Origin of the sequence: Microvirga sp. BSC39, assembly GCF_000739015.1 — a bacterium.
GTDB lineage: Bacteria > Pseudomonadota > Alphaproteobacteria > Rhizobiales > Beijerinckiaceae > Microvirga.
In genome coordinates this window covers 270995-288559 of sequence record NZ_JPUG01000078.1, presented here as the reverse complement: position 1 = coordinate 288559, position 17565 = coordinate 270995, and the positions used below count along the sequence as shown (strand labels likewise).

The 17565-nt window shown below is 62.6% G+C and carries 15 protein-coding genes; 7 read left to right on the top strand and 8 right to left on the bottom strand.

All coding sequences use genetic code 11. From position 1 onward, the window contains the following. Positions 1 to 86: 86 nt before the first annotated feature. Genes MA07_RS25405 through MA07_RS25395 form a run of 3 tightly spaced genes read right to left on the bottom strand, consistent with a single transcriptional unit; the run spans position 87 to position 4911 of the window. Complete coding sequence (locus MA07_RS25405) at positions 87 to 1631, bottom strand: SpoVR family protein (protein ID WP_036358741.1); 1545 nt, start codon at positions 1629 to 1631, stop codon at positions 87 to 89. Beyond that, positions 1628 to 2935 carry a YeaH/YhbH family protein gene (locus MA07_RS25400; protein WP_036358738.1) on the bottom strand — a complete coding sequence of 436 codons (1308 nt, stop codon included), beginning with the start codon at positions 2933 to 2935 and terminating at the stop codon, positions 1628 to 1630. Before MA07_RS25400 ends, MA07_RS25405 begins: the two co-directional genes overlap by 4 nt. A gap of 29 nt (positions 2936 to 2964) precedes the next feature. Further along, the gene (locus MA07_RS25395; protein WP_036359196.1) at positions 2965 to 4911 is read right to left on the bottom strand and encodes a PrkA family serine protein kinase; all 1947 of its coding nucleotides are present in this window, start codon (positions 4909 to 4911) and stop codon (positions 2965 to 2967) included. 87 nt (positions 4912 to 4998) lie between these two features. Between MA07_RS25395 and MA07_RS25390 the strand changes: the two genes are divergently transcribed. The 4 genes from MA07_RS25390 to MA07_RS25375 all read left to right on the top strand — a co-directional run bounded on the left by MA07_RS25390 (position 4999) and on the right by MA07_RS25375 (position 9261). Then, positions 4999 to 5343: a hypothetical protein gene (locus MA07_RS25390; protein ID WP_036358737.1), complete on the top strand. Its 345-nt coding sequence runs from the start codon at positions 4999 to 5001 to the stop codon at positions 5341 to 5343. Positions 5344 to 5454: 111 nt separating this feature from the next. After that, positions 5455 to 6519 (top strand): NAD(P)-dependent alcohol dehydrogenase, encoded by a 1065-nt coding sequence (locus tag MA07_RS25385; protein WP_036358735.1) that lies wholly within the window; start codon positions 5455 to 5457, stop codon positions 6517 to 6519. Between the two features lie 19 nt (positions 6520 to 6538). Beyond that, positions 6539 to 8338 carry a hypothetical protein gene (locus MA07_RS25380; RefSeq protein WP_052003522.1) on the top strand — a complete coding sequence of 600 codons (1800 nt, stop codon included), beginning with the start codon at positions 6539 to 6541 and terminating at the stop codon, positions 8336 to 8338. 59 nt (positions 8339 to 8397) lie between these two features. Continuing rightward, entirely contained in the window at positions 8398 to 9261 is an 864-nt protein-coding gene (locus tag MA07_RS25375) for a YihY/virulence factor BrkB family protein (protein WP_036358732.1), read from the top strand. Between the two features lie 54 nt (positions 9262 to 9315). On the opposite strand, the gene MA07_RS25370 is transcribed toward MA07_RS25375, so the two are convergent. Together MA07_RS25370 and MA07_RS25365 are read right to left on the bottom strand one after the other, a co-directional pair. Continuing rightward, a complete protein-coding gene (locus MA07_RS25370) occupies positions 9316 to 11031 on the bottom strand; it encodes a catalase (protein ID WP_036358729.1) in 1716 nt (571 codons plus the stop codon). Positions 11032 to 11263: 232 nt separating this feature from the next. Continuing rightward, entirely contained in the window at positions 11264 to 11563 is a 300-nt protein-coding gene (locus tag MA07_RS25365; RefSeq protein WP_036358725.1) for an HlyU family transcriptional regulator, read from the bottom strand. 193 nt (positions 11564 to 11756) lie between these two features. Here MA07_RS25365 and MA07_RS25360 point away from each other — a divergent pair, with 193 nt between their 5' ends. The 3 genes from MA07_RS25360 to MA07_RS25350 are packed head-to-tail and all read left to right on the top strand — an operon-like array spanning position 11757 to position 13478. Beyond that, positions 11757 to 12110 carry a DUF6152 family protein gene (locus MA07_RS25360; protein ID WP_036359191.1) on the top strand — a complete coding sequence of 118 codons (354 nt, stop codon included), beginning with the start codon at positions 11757 to 11759 and terminating at the stop codon, positions 12108 to 12110. Positions 12111 to 12116: 6 nt separating this feature from the next. After that, positions 12117 to 12584, top strand: coding sequence for a hypothetical protein (locus MA07_RS25355; protein WP_036358721.1), 468 nt, complete (start codon positions 12117 to 12119; stop codon positions 12582 to 12584). 48 nt (positions 12585 to 12632) lie between these two features. Continuing rightward, positions 12633 to 13478 carry a lytic transglycosylase domain-containing protein gene (locus MA07_RS25350; protein ID WP_036358718.1) on the top strand — a complete coding sequence of 282 codons (846 nt, stop codon included), beginning with the start codon at positions 12633 to 12635 and terminating at the stop codon, positions 13476 to 13478. A 53-nt stretch (positions 13479 to 13531) separates the two neighbouring features. On the opposite strand, the gene MA07_RS25345 is transcribed toward MA07_RS25350, so the two are convergent. The 3 genes from MA07_RS25345 to MA07_RS25335 all read right to left on the bottom strand — a co-directional run bounded on the left by MA07_RS25345 (position 13532) and on the right by MA07_RS25335 (position 17410). After that, positions 13532 to 14320 (bottom strand): hypothetical protein, encoded by a 789-nt coding sequence (locus tag MA07_RS25345; protein WP_052003521.1) that lies wholly within the window; start codon positions 14318 to 14320, stop codon positions 13532 to 13534. A gap of 415 nt (positions 14321 to 14735) precedes the next feature. After that, a complete protein-coding gene (locus MA07_RS25340; protein WP_036358715.1) occupies positions 14736 to 16211 on the bottom strand; it encodes an aldehyde dehydrogenase family protein in 1476 nt (491 codons plus the stop codon). Positions 16212 to 16213: 2 nt separating this feature from the next. Further along, complete coding sequence (locus tag MA07_RS25335; protein ID WP_052003520.1) at positions 16214 to 17410, bottom strand: fumarylacetoacetate hydrolase family protein; 1197 nt, start codon at positions 17408 to 17410, stop codon at positions 16214 to 16216. Positions 17411 to 17565: the final 155 nt, after the last annotated feature.

Sequence of the window (17565 nt, the reverse complement as noted above, 5' to 3'; positions counted from 1 at the left end):
AGGGGAACCTATGATCCTCCGAGTCCCTGGCTTTTTTGCGTCAAACGAGCGCTTCGTGCGGAAAAGTGGCCCCGGTTTTCCGCACGTCAGAAGAGAGTTTCGTGCGGATGAGCCACGTGCTCCTGGAAGATCGCGCCGGTGGCGGGCTCGACCTCCTTGAGCACGACCGCATAGCCCCAGAGATTGGCCACCATCTGCAAGACCCTCTGCGCATCGTCCTTGTGGAGGAGGGTTCGGTTCAGGACATGATGGTGAAGGATCAGGCGCCGGTCGCCGGCAAGGTCGACATCGATCACCTGAATGTCGGGATCGCTCCAGCCGACATCATAGTGGCGCGACAGGGAGCGCCGCAGCCGGCGATAGCCCCGCTCGTCATGGATGGCCTCGATCCTGAGTTCGGGCTGGTCGGGGTCATCCACGAGATGGAACATGCGCCATTGACGCATCAGGTGCGGGCTCAGGTACTGCGAGATGAAGCTCTCGTCCCGGTAGTTGGCCCACACATCGCGCAGGACCGCCATGGCATCGCCGCGGCCGGCGATCTCTGGGAACCACTCCCGGTCCTCCGCCGTGGGCTTGATGCAGATGCGCTCGATGTCCTGCATCATGCCGAAACCGAGGGCATAGGGATTGATGCCGCCGTAATGTGGATCGTCGTATTCCGGCTGGCGTGTGACGTTCGTGTGGGACTGCAGGAACTCCAGGAAGGAGCCATCGCTGATCTGCCCCGTCTCGTGCAGTCGGGTCATGATGCGGTAGTGGCAGTAGGTGGCGCAGCCTTCGTTCATCACCTTGGTCTGCCGCTGCGGGTAGAAATACTGCGCGATCTGGCGGACGATGCGCAGGATCTCGCGCTGCCAGGGCTGAAGGCGCGGGGCGGACTTCTCGAGGAAGTACAGGAGATTTTCCTGCGGGAGTTCCAGGAGGGCACGGCGGCGCTCATCGCTCAGCTGCGGCTTTGCGGCCGCTCCCTTCGTGGGCACCGTGCGCCAGAGGTCGTTGAAGGTCTGCTCCAGATGGAGATGCCGCTCCTTCTCCCGCCGCTCTTCGGAGCGCAGATCGGGGCGTTTCTTGCGCGGATAGCGGTGGACGCCGTGGGACATCAGCGCATGGGCCGCGTCGAGCACCCGCTCCACCGCAGCATGGCCGTACCGCTCCTCGCAACGGGTGATGTAGCCTTTCGCGAATTCGAGATAATCCAGGATTCCGTCGGCGTCGGTCCATTCCCGGAAGAGATAGTTGTTCTTGAAGAAGTGGTTATGCCCGAAGGCCGCGTGGGCGATCACGAGCGTCTGCATCGTCGCCGAGTTCTCCTCCATGATGTAGGAGATGCACGGGTTCGAATTGATGACGATCTCGTAGGCCAGTCCCATGAATCCCTGGCGGTAGCTCGCCTCATGAAGGGCGAAGCGCTTGCCGAAGGACCAGTGCTTGTAGAACAGGGGCATACCGATCGAGGCATAGGCATCGAGCATCTGCTCGGCGGTGATGACCTCGATCTGGTTGGGGTAGACGTCGAGCCCCATTTCGCCGACGCCGATCGTCTCGATGGCGTCGTGGATGCGCTGAATGAGGCCGAAGTCCCAGTCAGCGCCTTGGAACAGAAGATGATCGTGCTCCATCAGGCTCATGGCACCCTGGCTCCTGCCTCTGCGTCGCGCCGGCGGAAGAGTTCGCGGAAGACGGGATAGATCTCGCGCCTGTGGTTCACCTTGCGCATGGCGAGGTTGGCACCCTGCTCCTGCAGCGTCTCGTAGGTCTGCCACAGGGACGTCTTGTGGTTGATGAAGCCGGTCTGCATCCGGTCGCTGTCGCTGCCGACCTCCAGGTAGGCGTAATACTGGCAGACGGGAAGGATCACGTCCCTGAGGAGGGCTGCGCTGGTGCTGCCGTCGTTGGGGGAGTTGTCGCCGTCCGAGGCTTGAGCCGCGTAGATGTTCCAGCTGTCGGGAGAGTAGCGCTCCTCCACGATCCGCTGCATCTCGCGTAACGCCGACGACACCACCGTACCGCCCGTCTCAGGGCTGTTGAAGAAGGTCTCCTCGTCCACCTCCTTCGCCTCGTGCGTGTGGCGGATGAAGACGATCTCCACGTGCTTGTAGCGGCGCGTCAGGAAGATGTAGAGCAGCATGTAGAACCGTTTGGCGAGATCCTTCATGTGCTCCGTCATGGAGCCCGAGACGTCCATCAGGCAGAACATCACCGCCTGCGCGACCGGCCGCGAAACCGGCTCGAAGCGGCGATAGCGCAGATCGAGCGGGTCGATATAAGGAAAGCGCTTGGTGCGCAGCTTCAGTTGCTCGAGTTCCTGTCGCAGCGCAGTAAGCTGATCGGACGGACCCTCCTGCTTCTCAAGGCATTCGATCTCCTCCTGGAGGCGCAGCAATTCCTCAGGCTTGGGACGCCGCATGGCGATGCGGCGCGACAGGGCATTCCGCATGGAGCGCAGCAGGGCCAGGTTCACCGGGGAGCCCGTGACCGTATAGCCGGCCCGCCGCATGCCTTGTGTTTCGACCGTGGCGACCCGCCGCTTGGCGAGATCCGGGAGTTCGAGGTCATCGAGAAAGAGATCGAGGAATTCGTCGCGGGTCAGGGCGAAGCGGAAATCGTCCTCACCCTCGCCATTATCGCCACCGGTGGAGCTGCCGCCACCGCCGCCTGGGGGCCTGTCGATGGTATCGCCTTCGACGAAGCGCTTGTTGCCGGGCAGGATGTGATCGTGCACGCCCCCCTCGCCCGAACGTCTGAAGCTGGGCTCGCGAACACCATCGGCTGGGATCGTGACTTCCCCTCCCCGTTCGAGATCGGTGATGTCCCGGTCTCCTGCGGTCTGACGCACCGCCCTCTGAATCTGCGCTTTCGCGCGACGAAGGAAGCGTTGGCGGTTCGCCAGACTCTTGCCTCCTGGGTTGAGGCGCCGGTCGATGATGTACATAGGAACGCCTGATCTGCCTCCGCTTTCTGTCAGCCCGCCTGCTTCACCCGCATGTACCACTCCACGAGACGCCGGACCTGGCGCTCGGTGTAGCCACGCTCCATCATCCGCTGCACGAACTCTCCGTGCTTCTTCTCGGTCTCGCCATCCTTCTTGGAGCCGAAGCTGATCACAGGCAGGAGTTCCTCCACCTGGGAAAACATCCGGCGCTCGATCACGTCGCGGATCTTCTCATAGCTCGTCCAGGACGGGTTTCGGCCGTTATTGCCGGCCCGTGCGCGCAGCGAGAACTTCACCACCTCGTTGCGGAAGTCCTTAGGGTTGGCGATGCCTGCCGGCTTCTCGATCTTGGTCAGCTCTTGGTTCAGGAGCTCCCGGTTGAGAAGCTGGCCGGTATCGGGATCCTTGAAATCCTGATCCTCGATCCATGCATCCGCGTAGGCCACGTAGCGGTCGAAGAGGTTCTGGCCGTAATCGTGGTAGGACTCGAGATAGGCCTTCTGGATCTCATGGCCAATGAAGTCGGCGTATCGCGGGGCAAGCTCCGCTTTAATGAACTCCAGATAGCGCCTCTCCACGTCCTGCGGCAGTTGCTCACGCCGGAGCGACTGTTCGAGCACGTACATGAGGTGCACCGGATCGGCCGCAACCTCGATCGTGTCGTGGTTGAAGGTCGCGGACAGAACCTTGAAGGCGAAGCGGGTCGAGATTCCGTCCATGCCTTCGTCGACGCCCGCCGAGTCCTTGTATTCCTGCAGGCTGCGCGCGCGCGGATCGACCTCGCGCAGGCTCTCGCCGTCATAGACCCGCATCTTCGAATAGAAGTTGGAGTTCTCGTGCGCCCGCAGGCGCGACAGGACCGAGAACCGGGCCAGCATCTCCAGAGTGGCCGGCGCGCAGGGGGCGCCTGACAGCTCGGAGCCGCGGATCAGCTTCTCGTAGATCTTCTGCTCCTCCGTGACCCGCAGGCAATAAGGCACCTTGATCACGTAGATGCGGTCGATGAACGCCTCGTTGTTCTTGTTGGTGCGGAAGGTCTGCCATTCCGCCTCATTGGAGTGGGCCAGGATGATGCCCGTGAACGGGATGGAGCCGATATTCTCCGTGCCGACATAGTTCCCTTCCTGCGTGGCCGTGAGCAGGGGGTGGAGCATCTTGATCGGCGCCTTGAACATCTCGACGAATTCCAGGATACCCTGGTTCGCCCGGTTAAGGCCGCCGGAATAGCTGTAGGCGTCGGGGTCGTTCTGGGACAGCGTCTCGAGCTTGCGGATGTCGACCTTGCCGACCAGGGACGAGATGTCCTGGTTGTTCTCGTCGCCCGGCTCCGTCTTGGCGACACCGATCTGCCGCATCCGGGAAGGGTTGATCTTGACCACCCGGAACTTGGAAATGTCGCCCTTAAATTCGTCGAGACGCTTGATCGCCCAGGGGCTGAGCAGGTTCGTCAGACGCCGCCGGGGGATGCCGTAGCGCTCCTCCAGGGCGTCTCCCATCTGCTCCGGATCGAACAGCGCAAGCGGGCTCTCGAAAACCGGACTGATCTCATCGCCGGCCTTGAGAACGTAGATGGGATTCACCTCCATCAGGGCTTTCAGACGCTCGGCCAGGGAGGACTTGCCGCCGCCGACAGGCCCGAGCAGGTAGAGGATCTGCTTGCGCTCCTCCAGTCCCTGGGCCGCATGTCGGAAGAAGCTTACGATCATCTCGATCGTCTCTTCCATGCCGTAGAATTCGGAAAAGGCCGGATAAACCCGGATGGTGCGGTTCATGAAGATGCGGCCGAGCCGCGCATCCTTCGAGGTATCGACGAGCTGAGGCTCGCCGATGGCCGCCAGGATGCGCTCTGGAGCGCTTGCATACATCATGGGATCGGTGCGGCACCCTTCCAGGTATTCCGCCAGGGACATCTCCGCCTCGCGGCGGGTCTCATAGGCCTTCAGGAAACTCGAGAACAGGTCGTCGGAATGAAGCATGGCGCCACCGAAATCCAATCCCTCTCAGAGACAACGATTGTGCACCGCTAAGGTTGCCCAGACCATGCGATACTATGATGCGGCCAAATGGTGCGGCATAACCCTTTCGTTGTGGCGGCTGATGTTCAGGTCGCGACAGATCGGGCTTATCTCGGGTCCGTCTGTGCGACTTGGAATTTCGCCCGCCCTGACGAACAGCGTCGCGGATTGCGGGCGCAACGGCAAGTTAAAGTTTCTCACCAGCAGCCTATTTCGATGTGCCGCATTGCCGCCCGCAGTGCCATGGAGCGAATTTTCCTCAAGCAGGCGCAAGCCCTTATCAAGATGTGGGAAGAACCGGTGAGGAAGCCAGTCATCGGCACTTCAATTGCCCGTGACCATGTGGAAAGCCCGCATCCGCTGCAATGCAGCAAAAGCTTGGCCTCAGATTGAACAAACTCCGCGCGCCTCCATTGACGACGGGTCGATCAAACCTATCGTCTGTAGCGCTTGAATACCCAGCGGGCTTACCCCTTCAGTCCGCTCCACCTGGAGAACTTTCCTGTGATCAAAGCTTTCGGCTACGCCGCCCAGGATGCATCCACGCCGCTTTCCCCCTTCAGCTTCGAGCGCCGGGAGCCAGGCGAGCGCGACGTTCAGATCGACATCCTCTATTGCGGCGTCTGCCATTCCGACCTGCACACGGTTCGGGAAGAATGGGGCGGCACGCTTTATCCTTGCGTTCCGGGCCATGAGATCGTGGGCCGTGTCGCCCGGGTCGGCTCAGGGGTGCAGAAGTTCAGGGCAGGCGACATTGTCGGGGTCGGCTGCATGGTCGATTCCTGCCGCACCTGCCGCTCCTGCCGAGAGGGTCTTGAGCAATACTGCGAAGTCGGATTCACCGGCACCTATAACGGTCCGGAACAGGGGACCGGCGCCAATACCTATGGCGGCTATTCCGACTCTGTCGTGGTCGATGAGAGCTTCGTCCTGCGCGTGCCGGACAGTCTCGATCCAGCCGCTGCGGCGCCCCTCCTGTGCGCCGGAATCACCACATTCTCGCCCCTGCGCCGCTGGCGCGTTCAGGCCGGACAGAAGGTGGGCGTCGTGGGCCTTGGCGGACTCGGCCACATGGCGGTGAAGCTCGCCCGCGCCATGGGCGCCCATGTGGTGCTCTTCACCACCTCTCCCAACAAGCGCGAGGATGCCCTGAAGCTGGGCGCCCACGAAGTGGTCGTGTCCAAGGACCGGGAAGCCATGAAGGCGCACCGCAACAGCTTCGACTTCATCCTCGACACCGTCGCCGCCCCACATGACCTCGACAGCTACCTCGTGCTGCTCGCCCGTGATGGTGCCATGGTGCTCGTGGGCGCGCCCGCCGAGCCGCATCCGGCCACCACGGTGTTCAACCTGATCATGAAGCGGCGCCAGCTCGCCGGCTCGCTGATCGGCGGCATCGCGGAGACGCAGGAAATGCTCGACTTCTGCGCCGAGCACGGGATCACCGCCGAGATCGAGATCATCCCGATCCATAAGATCAACGAGGCCTATGAGCGGATGCTCAAGAGCGACGTGAAGTACCGCTTCGTGATCGACATGGCCTCGCTGAAGCAGGAGGCCGCAGCCTAAACCCGGCGAGCAGCCTCAGATGCTGGTCTACGGGGATATCGAGCGGGTCGAGACGGTTGGAGCCAAGCAGGCCGCCATCACGAGCCTCCTGACAGAGACCTTTTCCATGCCGCCTGGCATCGAGCGGCATGGAGTTCTCGTCACCGCTTTCATCAGCGCAAGCGAACTCGTCCAGGGCATCATCGATGCGGAGTTTCACGAGTGCGGCTTCGATGCCTGGACCAAGGACCATGCAGCAGGGATGGAATGCCTTTCCATCCTCGCTCGAGCCGTCGGTGAGTCCTGGCACAGCGGCTTCCGGCAGCTTTCACCGCTGCCTCCTGCCTTTTCCGAGAAGCTCCACGGGTTCGCTCCGTCGCGCACCATTCGCACCAAGCATGCGGAAGGTTATGCCTTCTATGCCCTCTATCCTGAAAGCTACCTGGAGGCCGCCAGAGCTTCAGGCTTAAGCTCCAACACCCAGGTCATCGGCATCCGCAGCATCGGCACGGGCCTGAGCGCCCTCGTGGCGGCAGAACTCGGCGCTCCTGCTCCCATCACCCTGCGCCCGGTTGGCCATCCCTTCGGACGCGAAGTGAAGGTTGATCTAGACCTCACCAAAAACCTTGTATCCGATGGCCGGAAAGCCTTTGCCATCGTCGACGAGGGTCCAGGACTGTCCGGAAGTTCGTTCGGTGCGGTAGCCGACTGGCTGGAGGAAGCTGGCATCCCGAGGCACCAGATCCACTTCTTCCCAAGCCACGGCGGCGGGCTCGGTCCGCAGGCCAGTGCCGAGCATCGCGAGCGATGGAGCTCCGCTCCGCGCCATCTCGTCACCATGGACGACCTCCTGCTGCGCGGATCGCCTGCCCACCGCATCGAGAGCTGGGTGGAGAGCCTCCTCGGCCCGTTGGATGAATCTCTGGAAGAGATCTCGGGCGGCGCTTGGCGATCCCGTCGCTACCCGGACGAAGGCTCGTGGCCCCCGGCCAACATCCAGCAGGAACGGCGCAAGTTCCTCGCGCGGGCGAACGGCACGGCATGGCTGGTCAAGTTTGCAGGCTTGGGTGAGATCGGCGCGCAGAAATTCCGCATCGCTCAGAAGCTTCACGAGGCGGGTTTCACGCCGGAGCCGGCTGGCTGCCGCCATGGCTTTCTCGTGGAGCGCTGGCACGAAGAGCTGGATGGCCTCGATCAGGCCCGCATCAGCCGCAAGAGCCTCGTCGATCAGGTCGGCGCCTATCTGGGCTTCCGCGCCCGGCATTTCCCGTCAGCCCAGCATCAGGGTGCCTCCCTCGACGCACTGCACCAGATGGCAATCTACAATACCGGCCAAGCCCTCGGCGAAGCCGCGGCCGCAGACCTGGAGCAGTCCCTGGCAGACCCGAGCATCCTCGAGCACAAATTGCGCCGGATCTGCACCGACAATCGCCTCCATGTCTGGGAATGGCTCGTTTCAGGCGACAGGCTGATCAAGACGGACGCGCTCGATCACAGCGCGGCCCACGATCTCGTCGGCCACCAGGACGTGAGCTGGGATGTTGCAGGCGCAATCGTCGAACTGGACTTTTCCCAGGACGAGGCCGCACGGCTGTGCCAGATCGTGCAGCAGGAGAGCGGGCAACCGCTGGATCAGGGCCTGCTCGCCTTCATGCTTCCCTGCTATCTCGCCTTCCAGCTCGGTGCCCACCTCATGGCGGCCGGGGCACTGGGGGATGGACCAGAGGTCACCCGCCTGCGCCGGGCCGCCAACCGGTACGGGCGTCTCCTCCACGATCACCTAGCTCGCATAGGCGGACCTGAACCTTTGCAGGAACAAGAAGAAGTGCCGGCCAGTTAAACGCCAAGGCAATACACTTGCGTGGCCGGACCGATCTGTCCGGCAGGATCGGTTCTTGCATGCTTTCCGAAACATGGCAGCTCCTGAAGGTGGCATTCGCAGGCTGGTGGAATGACCGCGCCATGAGCCTTGGCGCGTCCATTGCCTTCTTTACCGTTTTTTCGCTGGCCCCGATGCTGCTGGCTGCCATTGCGGTCGCCGGGCTTGCCTTCGGTCGCGAGGCGGCACAGGGCGCCATCGTGGCTGAACTCGGCGGCATGATCGGCAATAACGAAGCCTCCTTCCTGGAAACCATGATTGCCAGCGCCGGCAATGTAGGCTCGGGCATTATCGGCACCGCTGTGGGCATCGTGACATTTCTGCTGCTGGTCACGGGCGCCGTGGTCGAGCTCCAGGACGATCTGAACATCATCTGGAAGGCAAAGCCACCTGCCAGCTACGGCGTCATGAGCTTCGTCCGCACACGACTCGTCAGCCTCGCGCTGGTGCTCGGGATCGGCTTTCTGCTTCTCGTTTCCCTGGTCGTCGACACCGGACTGACGGCGCTCGGGTCCTATCTCGAAGCAAACTTCTCGGGCGCAACGATCCTCCTTCGCTTCCTCAACAGCCTCGTCGCCTTTGCGGTCGCCACGCTGCTGTTCGCGATGATGTTCAAGCTGCTGCCGGCCGTTGAGATCCAATGGAGCGACGTCTGGACGGGCGCATTGGTCACGGCACTCCTGTTCACGGTGGGCAAGTTCCTGATCGGCTACTATCTTGGCAAGAGCAACGTCGCCTCGAGCTACGGAGCCGCCGCCTCGATCATCACGATCCTGCTCTGGATCTATTATTCGTCCCTGATCCTGCTCTTCGGCGCGGAGTTCACGAAGGCTTATGCGGAAAGCCGCGGGAGCCGAAGGGGGCGCCCAACCACGGAACCATAACGAGGAACGGGCCAGGAAGCCCTGGCCCGTTCAGCTGTCGTCCGGCAGTGCTGCCTACTCGGCAGCCTCTTTCGTCGCGGGCTCCGTCGGAACGTCGCGCATACCGCCGAGCACCTCTTCGGCCGAGGCCTTGTAGTTCTTCACGGAACTCGTCCACTGCCCCCAGACGGTCGGGTCGATTGTGTCGCCGTTCCTGCCCAGGTTCTGCAGCCGACGCTTGTCCTCGTCCGTCAGCACCTGCTTCGGCAGTGGCTGAAGGTTGCGCACATCGTCCGCCGTGATGCCGATCATCTCGCCCACCCGGTTGCCGTAGTCATCGTGGACCAGCAGGAGGTGCCAAACCATCCGCTCCTGCACGTCGCGCTCGCACTGGCCGAGCAGGGTGCCCAGGTTTAGGACGAGGTCGTCGCGTTCCCAATCCATCATGGTGCAGTAGCGGCCCCGCGCCTGGACGTAATCGTTGCGGCGCTCAAGGACGCTGCGCGTCAGGCGCCCGCGGATCTCGGGCGCATTGTTCGGCTCCTCGCGCGGCGATTCGTGCAGTCCGTTATGGATCGACGGCTCGTAATTCACATGCGGGTTCTGCCCCGGCGCCAGGTCGCGGCGATAGGACATCTGCCCGCCGTTCAGATTGGTGGAGACCTTGGCGTTCTTGGCCTGGTTCACCGGCAGCTGCAGGTAGTTGGTGCCGACGCGGTAGCGCTGGGTGTCGGAATAGGAGAAGGTCCGGCCCACCAGCATCTTGTCATCGGAGAAGTCGAGCCCGTCCACGAGAACGCCCGTGCCCATGGCGATCTGCTCGTTCTCGTTGAAGTGATCCTGGACGTTGCGGTTGAGAGTCATGACGCCCATGTGGCGCAGCGGGAAATCCTTCTCCGGCCAGATCTTGGTGTCGTCGAGCGGATCCCACTCGAGCTCGGGATGGTCGTGATCCTCCATGATCTGAACGTACATGTCCCATTGCGGGTGCTCGCCGCGCTCGATCGCCTCATAGAGATCCTTCGAGGCGGAGCCGAGATCCTGGCCCTGCACCTTGGCGGCTTCCTCGGCCGTCAGACTCGCCAGGCCGCAGCGCGGATGGAAATGGTATTTCACCAGCACGGTGTCGCCCTGGGCATTGACCATCTTGTAGGTGTTGACCCCGAAGCCTTCCATGTGCCTGTAGCTGGCCGGGATGCCACGCGGGCTGAACAGGTGCGTCAGCATGTGCATGGACTCAGGCGTCTGGCTCATGAAGTCGAAGATCCGGTTCGGCTCCTGGCGGAACGTGATCGGGTCGGGCTTCAGGGAGTGAATCACATCCGGGAACTTGATAGCGTCGCGGATGAAGAAAACGGCAAGGTTGTTGCCGACAAGATCCCAGTTGCCATCCTCCGTGTAGAACTTAACGGCAAAGCCGCGCGGATCGCGGGCGGTCTCGGAGGAGTCGCGGCCGCCGATCACGGTCGAGAAGCGGATGGCGAGCGGCGTCTTCTTGCCGGCCTCCTGAAACAGCTTGGCCCGGGTGTACCTGGAGGCGGGTTCGTCGCCGATCTTGCCGGTCGCCTCGAACTCGCCGTAGCACACGAAGCCGCGGGCATGGACGACACGCTCAGGGATGCGCTCGCGGTCGAAATGGGTGATCTTCTCAAGGAACTGGTAGTTCTCCAGCGTGGCCGGGCCGCGGCTTCCAACGGTGCGCTGGGACTGGTTGTTGGTGATCGGATGGCCCTGCCGGTTCGTCAGGACCTGATCCGGTGTTCCCGACGGTGCTTTGGGGCTCTTGTCCATGGCTCTCTCCCTTGGGTGAACGGTTGATTGCGATGCGCCCCCGAGGCACCTTAAATGTCCCGCAGTGATCAACACCAATCGATATTTCTATGAGGCCCGATCAGATTATCTGATTGGGCTGTCCAGCAGGCTGCCGCACGTTCGCGAAGGCAACAGCCGGAATCGGCATTGGTTTCGCCACGGATGCAGATGATACGCCGGAAAATTTCGGGGCTTTGCACCTTTATGTGCTTCAGCCGAAGATGCGGTCGCCCTGCTCGTCGATGATCTGCTTGCCCTTTGTAATCGCAAAGGCGGTCGCATCATCCTTGCTGGGGTGCGTCTCGGCGCGCACGAACCGGTGCTCTCTTGTTCCGGCCTCGGAATCCTTCTCGATGATCCCCGCCGTCTGGTAGCCGCCCTTGGCCGAGTAGGGCGCAGGACGGATGCGGAAGCCTTTGTACTCGACCGCCTCGGCGGCAGGTTCCTCGCGGCCGCCCGCGCTGCCTCCGCCTGCAAAACGGTTCCAGAGGTCTTTGAGGATCGAGGGCATGACTGAACTCAAGCTGTGATGATTCGCGAGGCCGAAGCATAATCGGGCTTCGGCGGAGGAGCGAATCGTGCCCTATCCCTTCACGATCCCATGATCAGGCTTGGGCTTTTCGTGTCGGCGCCTTGACGGCGCTTGTGCTCCAGCCAACTCTGCGAGGAAGTATGCTGTTTGCGGGATTATGGAGCCTACGATCATGAAGTATCCTCTGTTCGGTCTGTTCTTCTCAGGGGCCCTTCTGACCGGCGGCTTCGCTGCTGCACACCATGGCTGGGGGAGCTACGACGCGGGCCGGCTCGTTTCGGTCACGAGCAATATCCAGCAGGCCAACTGGGAAAATCCCCACGTGACGGTGGTTGTCACTCATGAGAACAAGAACTGGGACGCGGTGCTGGCGCCGCCTTTCCGAATGAGCGCGAGAGGCCTGAACCCGGACATGCTCAAGCCCGGAACGTCCGTTCGGCTCGAGGGCTACCCTTCTACCCGCATGGAAACCGAGATGAGGGCCGAGCGCATCGTGGTGGGCGGCAAGACCTACGAACTGCGCTAGCACCTCATGTATCTCGACCTGCTCGCCGCCTTGGAGGGCTCATGGCTCGGTCATGCAGGGCGCCATTCCGCATGGCTTTATACGGCCGCGAACCTGCTGCATGTGCTCGGGGCTGCCTTCGTGGTCGGCGGCATCGCGGTCTTCGACCTCAAGGTGCTGGCGGAACATGGCAAACATGCCTGGCAGGTGGGGCGCCATGCCATTCCCATCGCGGCTGCCGGCCTGCTCCTGCAGATCCCAACGGGCGTGCTTCTCCTCGCCGTGGAGGCCCGCGCGCTTGGGACCAACCCTGCCTTCTACGTGAAGCTCGCATTCATTGCGCTGGGCCTCGTCAATGTCGCTCTTTTTCATGCCCGCTTCGGATCGGCCCTGCGTGCCGGAGCCTTGCCTCCGGAAGCTCGCACCTATGCTCTCGTGTCGCTCCTCGCATGGATCGTCACGCTCTTGGCAGGACGCATGATCGCCTATCTGTAGCCTGGCACACTCTGTTGTCACACGCCCCCGTTCACCATTGAGGTATTCATGCGCTTGCAGCTGGCGCTTTGCGGAATCCTTCTTTGCTGCGGCGCCGTCTCCGCCAATTCCCCATCATCCGGTGAAACGGTGGAGCAGGCCCTGTGCCGGCTGATCGAGGGCGCTGCACGAACGCAGAAGATACCGCGCGACCTGCTCACAAAGCTGATCTGGCAGGAAAGCTCGTTCCGCCCGCATGTGGTCAGCCCGGCGGGAGCCCAGGGCATTGCGCAGTTCATGCCAGGCACGGCCAAGGAACGCGGACTGGCTGACCCCTTCGATCCCGAGCAGGCCATTCCGAAGGCGGCAGAATTCATCGCTCAGCTTGCAGATCAATTCGGCAATCTGGGCCTGGCGGCTGCTGCCTATAACGGCGGCCCTGCTCGGGTCGCCACATGGCTGGCCGGTCGAGGAGGATTACCGGCGGAGACCCAGAATTACGTTGTGGCCGTGACGGGCCGCTCGGCGGAGGAATGGGCTTCGGATGCAAGGGAGAAGAAGGATACGGGCCAAGAGGCGTCCGCCACCGAGCCACAGACATGCCTGCAGATCGTCGCCACTCTGCGTGTGCCCGGCCGTGGCGACACGATCGAGGCTCCGTTCGCCCCCTGGGGCGTTCAGCTTGCCGGCAACTTCTCGAAGGATAAAGCGCTGGCAAGCTTCAGGCGTGCGAGTCGGACTTATGCGTCCCTGATCAAGGACGCGCGACCGATGATCATCGGCACGCGCCTGCGCTACCGCGGAACCAGAACTTTCTATCGCGTGCGGGCGCCTGCCGAAACGCGCCAGGCGGCGGAGCAGCTGTGCCGCGACATCCGCTCGGCGGGAGGCAGCTGCATCGTGCTGCCGAGCTAAATAAAAAGCCCCGATGCTTCCATCGGGGCTTTCTCGAATTCGAATGACCCGGATCAGCGACGCTGGGGCCGGAGCGATCGGGCCAGCTCGCGGATGACATTGTCCTCGATGTTGAGGTTCAGGTCGTTGTCATCGTTGTTGTCGTCGTCATGCATGTCAGCATCAGCGGCGGGCCTGGACAGCACACCGCGCTGCGGAGCCGCCGGCCTCTCATTGGCCTGGGCCGCCGGTGGCGGCGGAGGGGCATTCCGCTGCTGCCCACCTGCCTGCTCCACGGGATTGCGCGCCGGCGCATGAGCCGTATAGCCCCGGGGCGCCACGTAGCGGTTTTCCAGAGCGTCGAGCAGGCTGTTGAGAGCGGCGTTCGACATGGGAACGTCCGGCGCCTGAGGGGCGCCTTCCAGGGCGATGGAGCGGTTCTGATAAGGAACTTCCGTCGTGACGTCCGCACCGAACCATGACAGAGGACGGAAATCCCGGGCCTCATCTTCGCTCTCGAAGAACACGGAGATCAGGTCCAGGGGACCCGGCGTCACGAAGCGGAGAATCTGGATGTCGCGGGTGCCGACCGTCAGATGCGTGAGCAGGTAATCGAGCTTGCCTGGCGTGACGTCGAGAAGCGCCTCGGCATGGGCCCGCGGAACCTCGGTGCGCTCCTCAATGGGCCCGCTGGCGCTCGCGTGAACCAGGACGAGGCTCCCCTTGTCACCCTCCACGACCACGAACGAACTGCGGTCGGCCTGATTGGGGAAGTGGCCTTCCGTGACACGATTGCCTCCTCTCTCCTTGCGAATGAGCCGCGCGAGGGAAGAGGCAATGAGGTAACGCCGGGAAGTAACCATATTAAGTTCTCTACTATTAACCGAGTGCCGCGTACCAGCTCGAAGAATTTACAGCATCCTGCCCCAAAACAACGAGGTTACAATTCATACTCCCGAGGCAACTCGCCTGGATTTGACATGCAACAACGTTTGATACTGCGGAATTCCAAGCGTGTAAGCCGAATTCTTTTGAAAGCCTATGATGGCGTTCGCGTGGCAAAGTTCAATGGATGTGGCAAAAAGCTGCCCGAGTTTTGTCGATAGAGTTAATGCAGCTCAGAACATGATGGCCGACGGCCAACGCGCCGCTGCCGGAGACCGCCCATGTTGCTCAACAAGACGTGGCAGGCCGGCGTGAACCAATCACATAGGTTAAAGAGCTTGGCTCCGGCATCTGCATGAATGAGATGCCGGAGTTGAAAGCTGTGAGAAGAGCCTACTCGCTTGCTGTGGTTTTCGGCACGTAGGGTGAGTTTCCGTCGAAGGTGTAGGCGGTCTTCACCGTGGTGTAGAACTCGGCTGCATAGCGGCCCTGCTCGCGCGGACCATAGGATGAGCCTTTGCGCCCGCCAAACGGCACATGGTAGTCCACGCCTGCTGTTGGCAGGTTCACCATCACCATGCCGGCCTCCGCATTGCGCTTGAAGTGGGAGGCGTATTTCAGACTTGTGGTGCAGATGCCGGACGACAGGCCGAACGGCGTGTCGTTGGCGATCTCCAGCGCCTCGTCGTAATCCTTCGCCCGGATCACTGTGGCCACTGGCCCGAAGATTTCCTCGCGCGCCACCCGCATCCGGTTGTCCACCTCAGTGAACAGGGCAGGCTCCAGATAGAAGCCGGGGGCATCTCGCTTCAGAAGCTCGCCGCCCGCCACCAGCTTGGCGCCTTCCTCCTGGCCGATGCGGATGTACTTCAGGTCCTGATCGAGCTGGCCCTGATCCACCACCGGGCCGATATGGGTGCCGGCCTTGAGGGCATCGTCCACCACCAGACCGGCCATTCGCTCCTGCATGGCGGCCACGAACCGGTCATGAATGCCCTCGGTCACGATCAGCCGCGAGGAGGCGGTGCAGCGCTGGCCGGTGGAGAAGAAGGCCGAGTTGACGGCACAGTCCACCGCCACCTTGAGATCGGCATCATCGAGCACCACCATCGGGTTCTTGCCGCCCATCTCCAGCTGTAGCTTCTTCATGGGGTCGGCCGTGATGCAGGTCTGGGCCACGCGGCGTCCGGTGGGCACCGAGCCGGTGAAGGAGATCGCCGAGACCTTGGGGCTCTGCAGCATCGCCTCGCCAACCACCGAGCCCTTGCCCATGACTAGGTTGAACACACCGGCCGGCACGCCGGCCCGGATGATGATCTCGGAGAGCGCGTGGGCGGAGCCCGGCACGAGTTCGGCAGGCTTGAACACCACGGTGTTGCCGTAGGCCAGCGCCGGGGCAATCTTCCAGGCCGGAATGGCGATGGGGAAGTTCCAGGGGGTGATGAGGCCGATGACGCCCACCGGCTCGCGGGTGATCTCCACGTCGATGAGCGGGCGCACGGACGGCACCTTCTCGCCGGCCAGGCGCAGGCATTCGCCGGCGAAGAAGTGGAAGATCTGGGCCGCGCGGGTGACCTCGCCGATGCCCTCGGGCAGTGTCTTGCCCTCCTCACGGGAGAGAAGACGTCCCAGCTCCTCCTTGCGGGCCAGGATCTCGTCGCCGACGGTTTTCAGGATGTCGTGGCGCTGCTGGATCGAGGAGCGCGACCAGGCCGGGAAGGCGTCATAGGCCGCAGCAATGGCGCGCTCGGCTTCAGCCGCAGACGCGCGGGCGAACTCGCCCAGCACGTCGTTGGTATTGGACGGGTTGATGTTCGGCGAGGCCTCCGACGCGGCAAGCCACTCGCCCGCAATATAGTTCTTCGTCATCGTTAACCTGCCTGTCTGGTGTTGATGAGGCCCCGCTGGGCCAAGTTGGACATGAGTGCGCGCAACCCGAAGGTCCAGGGCTCGCATTCGGAGCTGGGCTTCATGCGGTTGACGAGCGCGCCGAGCTTGGGAGCCGCGATGGTGACGATGTCACCATGCTTGTGGGTGAAGCCCATGCCGGGCTCGCCCCGATCCTGCGTGGGAGCGAACATCGTCCCTAAGAAAAGCGCAAAACCGTCCGGGTACTGATGGTGCGGCCCGACCGTCTGTGCAACCAGATCCTCGGGATCCCGGCTGATCTTCGTGATCGAGGACGAACCTTCGAGCCTGAACCCATCCTCCCCTTCGACCGTGAGCGTCACCGTGGTCTGGCGCACATCATCGAGGGAGAAGGTCTCGTCGAAGAACCGCACGAAGGGGCCGACCGAGCAGGACGCATTGTTGTCCTTCGCCTTCGAGAGCAGCAGAGCCGAGCGTCCTTCGAAATCGCGCAGGTTCACGTCGTTGCCCAGGGTCGCGCCCACGATCTTTCCTTCAGCGGTGACGATCACCACCACTTCCGGCTCAGGGTTGTTCCAGGTGGATTTGGGATGCAGGCCGGCATCCATGAAGGCACCGACGGAGGACAGGGTCGGCGCCTTGGTGAAGACCTCCGCGTCCGGCCCGATGCCCACCTCGAGATACTGGCTCCAGGCTCCCTGGGCCATGAGAACCTTTTTCAGCGCCATGGCCTCGGCCGAGCCCGGCTTGAGGCGGCTGAGATCATCGCCCACGAGTCGGAGAACCTCGGCCCGGATCGCCGCTGCCGCGCTGGCGTCGCCACGCGCCCGCTCCTCGATGACGCGCTCCAGCATGGAGACCGCGAAAGTGACGCCGGCAGCCTTGACGACCTGAAGGTCGATCGGCGCCAGAAGCCAGGGCTTCGAGGAGTCGCGGCTGTCGGGAGCCGTATTGGCGGCAATCTCCTCCAGTGAGCCGATCCTCTCGCCCTGTGCGGTCTTCACGACACGCGCCGGATCATCCATGGCGGCAAGATCGCTGACCGTGGAGCATGTGGAGGAAATGTCGAAGAGGCCATCCTCTCTGACGGCTACCACCGAAGGCCCGAGACCCGGACGCCAGACACGCCCGACAAGGGCCCCCTGGAACCCGTCCACCGGCAGAATACGGGCAATGTTCGTTGAAGACAGGTGGTCCATCGGCTGGCGCTCGCTTTCCTTGAGGGCTGTGCTTCGCCCTCTTCCTTCGTGCGCCTTTGATATAGCGAGCGCGACGCGAGGGGCTATAGGGAAAATTCATTGCAGCCTTGCCCTGTAGGGAGGGCTCGGAACAAACCCAGTTCATCCCCCGTTCG

Bases quoted from the DNA above. Each gene is read 5' to 3' on its own strand.
- MA07_RS25395 (WP_036359196.1), bottom strand. From the start codon at position 4,911: ATGCTTCATTCCGACGACCTGTTCTCGAGTTTCCTGAAGGCCTATGAG.
- MA07_RS25400 (WP_036358738.1), bottom strand. From the start codon at position 2,935: ATGTACATCATCGACCGGCGCCTCAACCCAGGAGGCAAGAGTCTGGCG.
- MA07_RS25360 (WP_036359191.1), top strand. From the start codon at position 11,757: ATGAAGTATCCTCTGTTCGGTCTGTTCTTCTCAGGGGCCCTTCTGACC.
- MA07_RS25375 (WP_036358732.1), top strand. From the start codon at position 8,398: ATGCTTTCCGAAACATGGCAGCTCCTGAAGGTGGCATTCGCAGGCTGG.
- MA07_RS25340 (WP_036358715.1), bottom strand. From the start codon at position 16,211: ATGACGAAGAACTATATTGCGGGCGAGTGGCTTGCCGCGTCGGAGGCC.
- MA07_RS25370 (WP_036358729.1), bottom strand. From the start codon at position 11,031: ATGGACAAGAGCCCCAAAGCACCGTCGGGAACACCGGATCAGGTCCTG.
- MA07_RS25390 (WP_036358737.1), top strand. From the start codon at position 4,999: ATGGTGCGGCATAACCCTTTCGTTGTGGCGGCTGATGTTCAGGTCGCG.
- MA07_RS25405 (WP_036358741.1), bottom strand. From the start codon at position 1,631: ATGAGCCTGATGGAGCACGATCATCTTCTGTTCCAAGGCGCTGACTGG.
- MA07_RS25355 (WP_036358721.1), top strand. From the start codon at position 12,117: ATGTATCTCGACCTGCTCGCCGCCTTGGAGGGCTCATGGCTCGGTCAT.
- MA07_RS25365 (WP_036358725.1), bottom strand. From the start codon at position 11,563: ATGCCCTCGATCCTCAAAGACCTCTGGAACCGTTTTGCAGGCGGAGGC.
- MA07_RS25350 (WP_036358718.1), top strand. From the start codon at position 12,633: ATGCGCTTGCAGCTGGCGCTTTGCGGAATCCTTCTTTGCTGCGGCGCC.
- MA07_RS25335 (WP_052003520.1), bottom strand. From the start codon at position 17,410: ATGGACCACCTGTCTTCAACGAACATTGCCCGTATTCTGCCGGTGGAC.
- MA07_RS25380 (WP_052003522.1), top strand. From the start codon at position 6,539: ATGCTGGTCTACGGGGATATCGAGCGGGTCGAGACGGTTGGAGCCAAG.
- MA07_RS25345 (WP_052003521.1), bottom strand. From the start codon at position 14,320: ATGGTTACTTCCCGGCGTTACCTCATTGCCTCTTCCCTCGCGCGGCTC.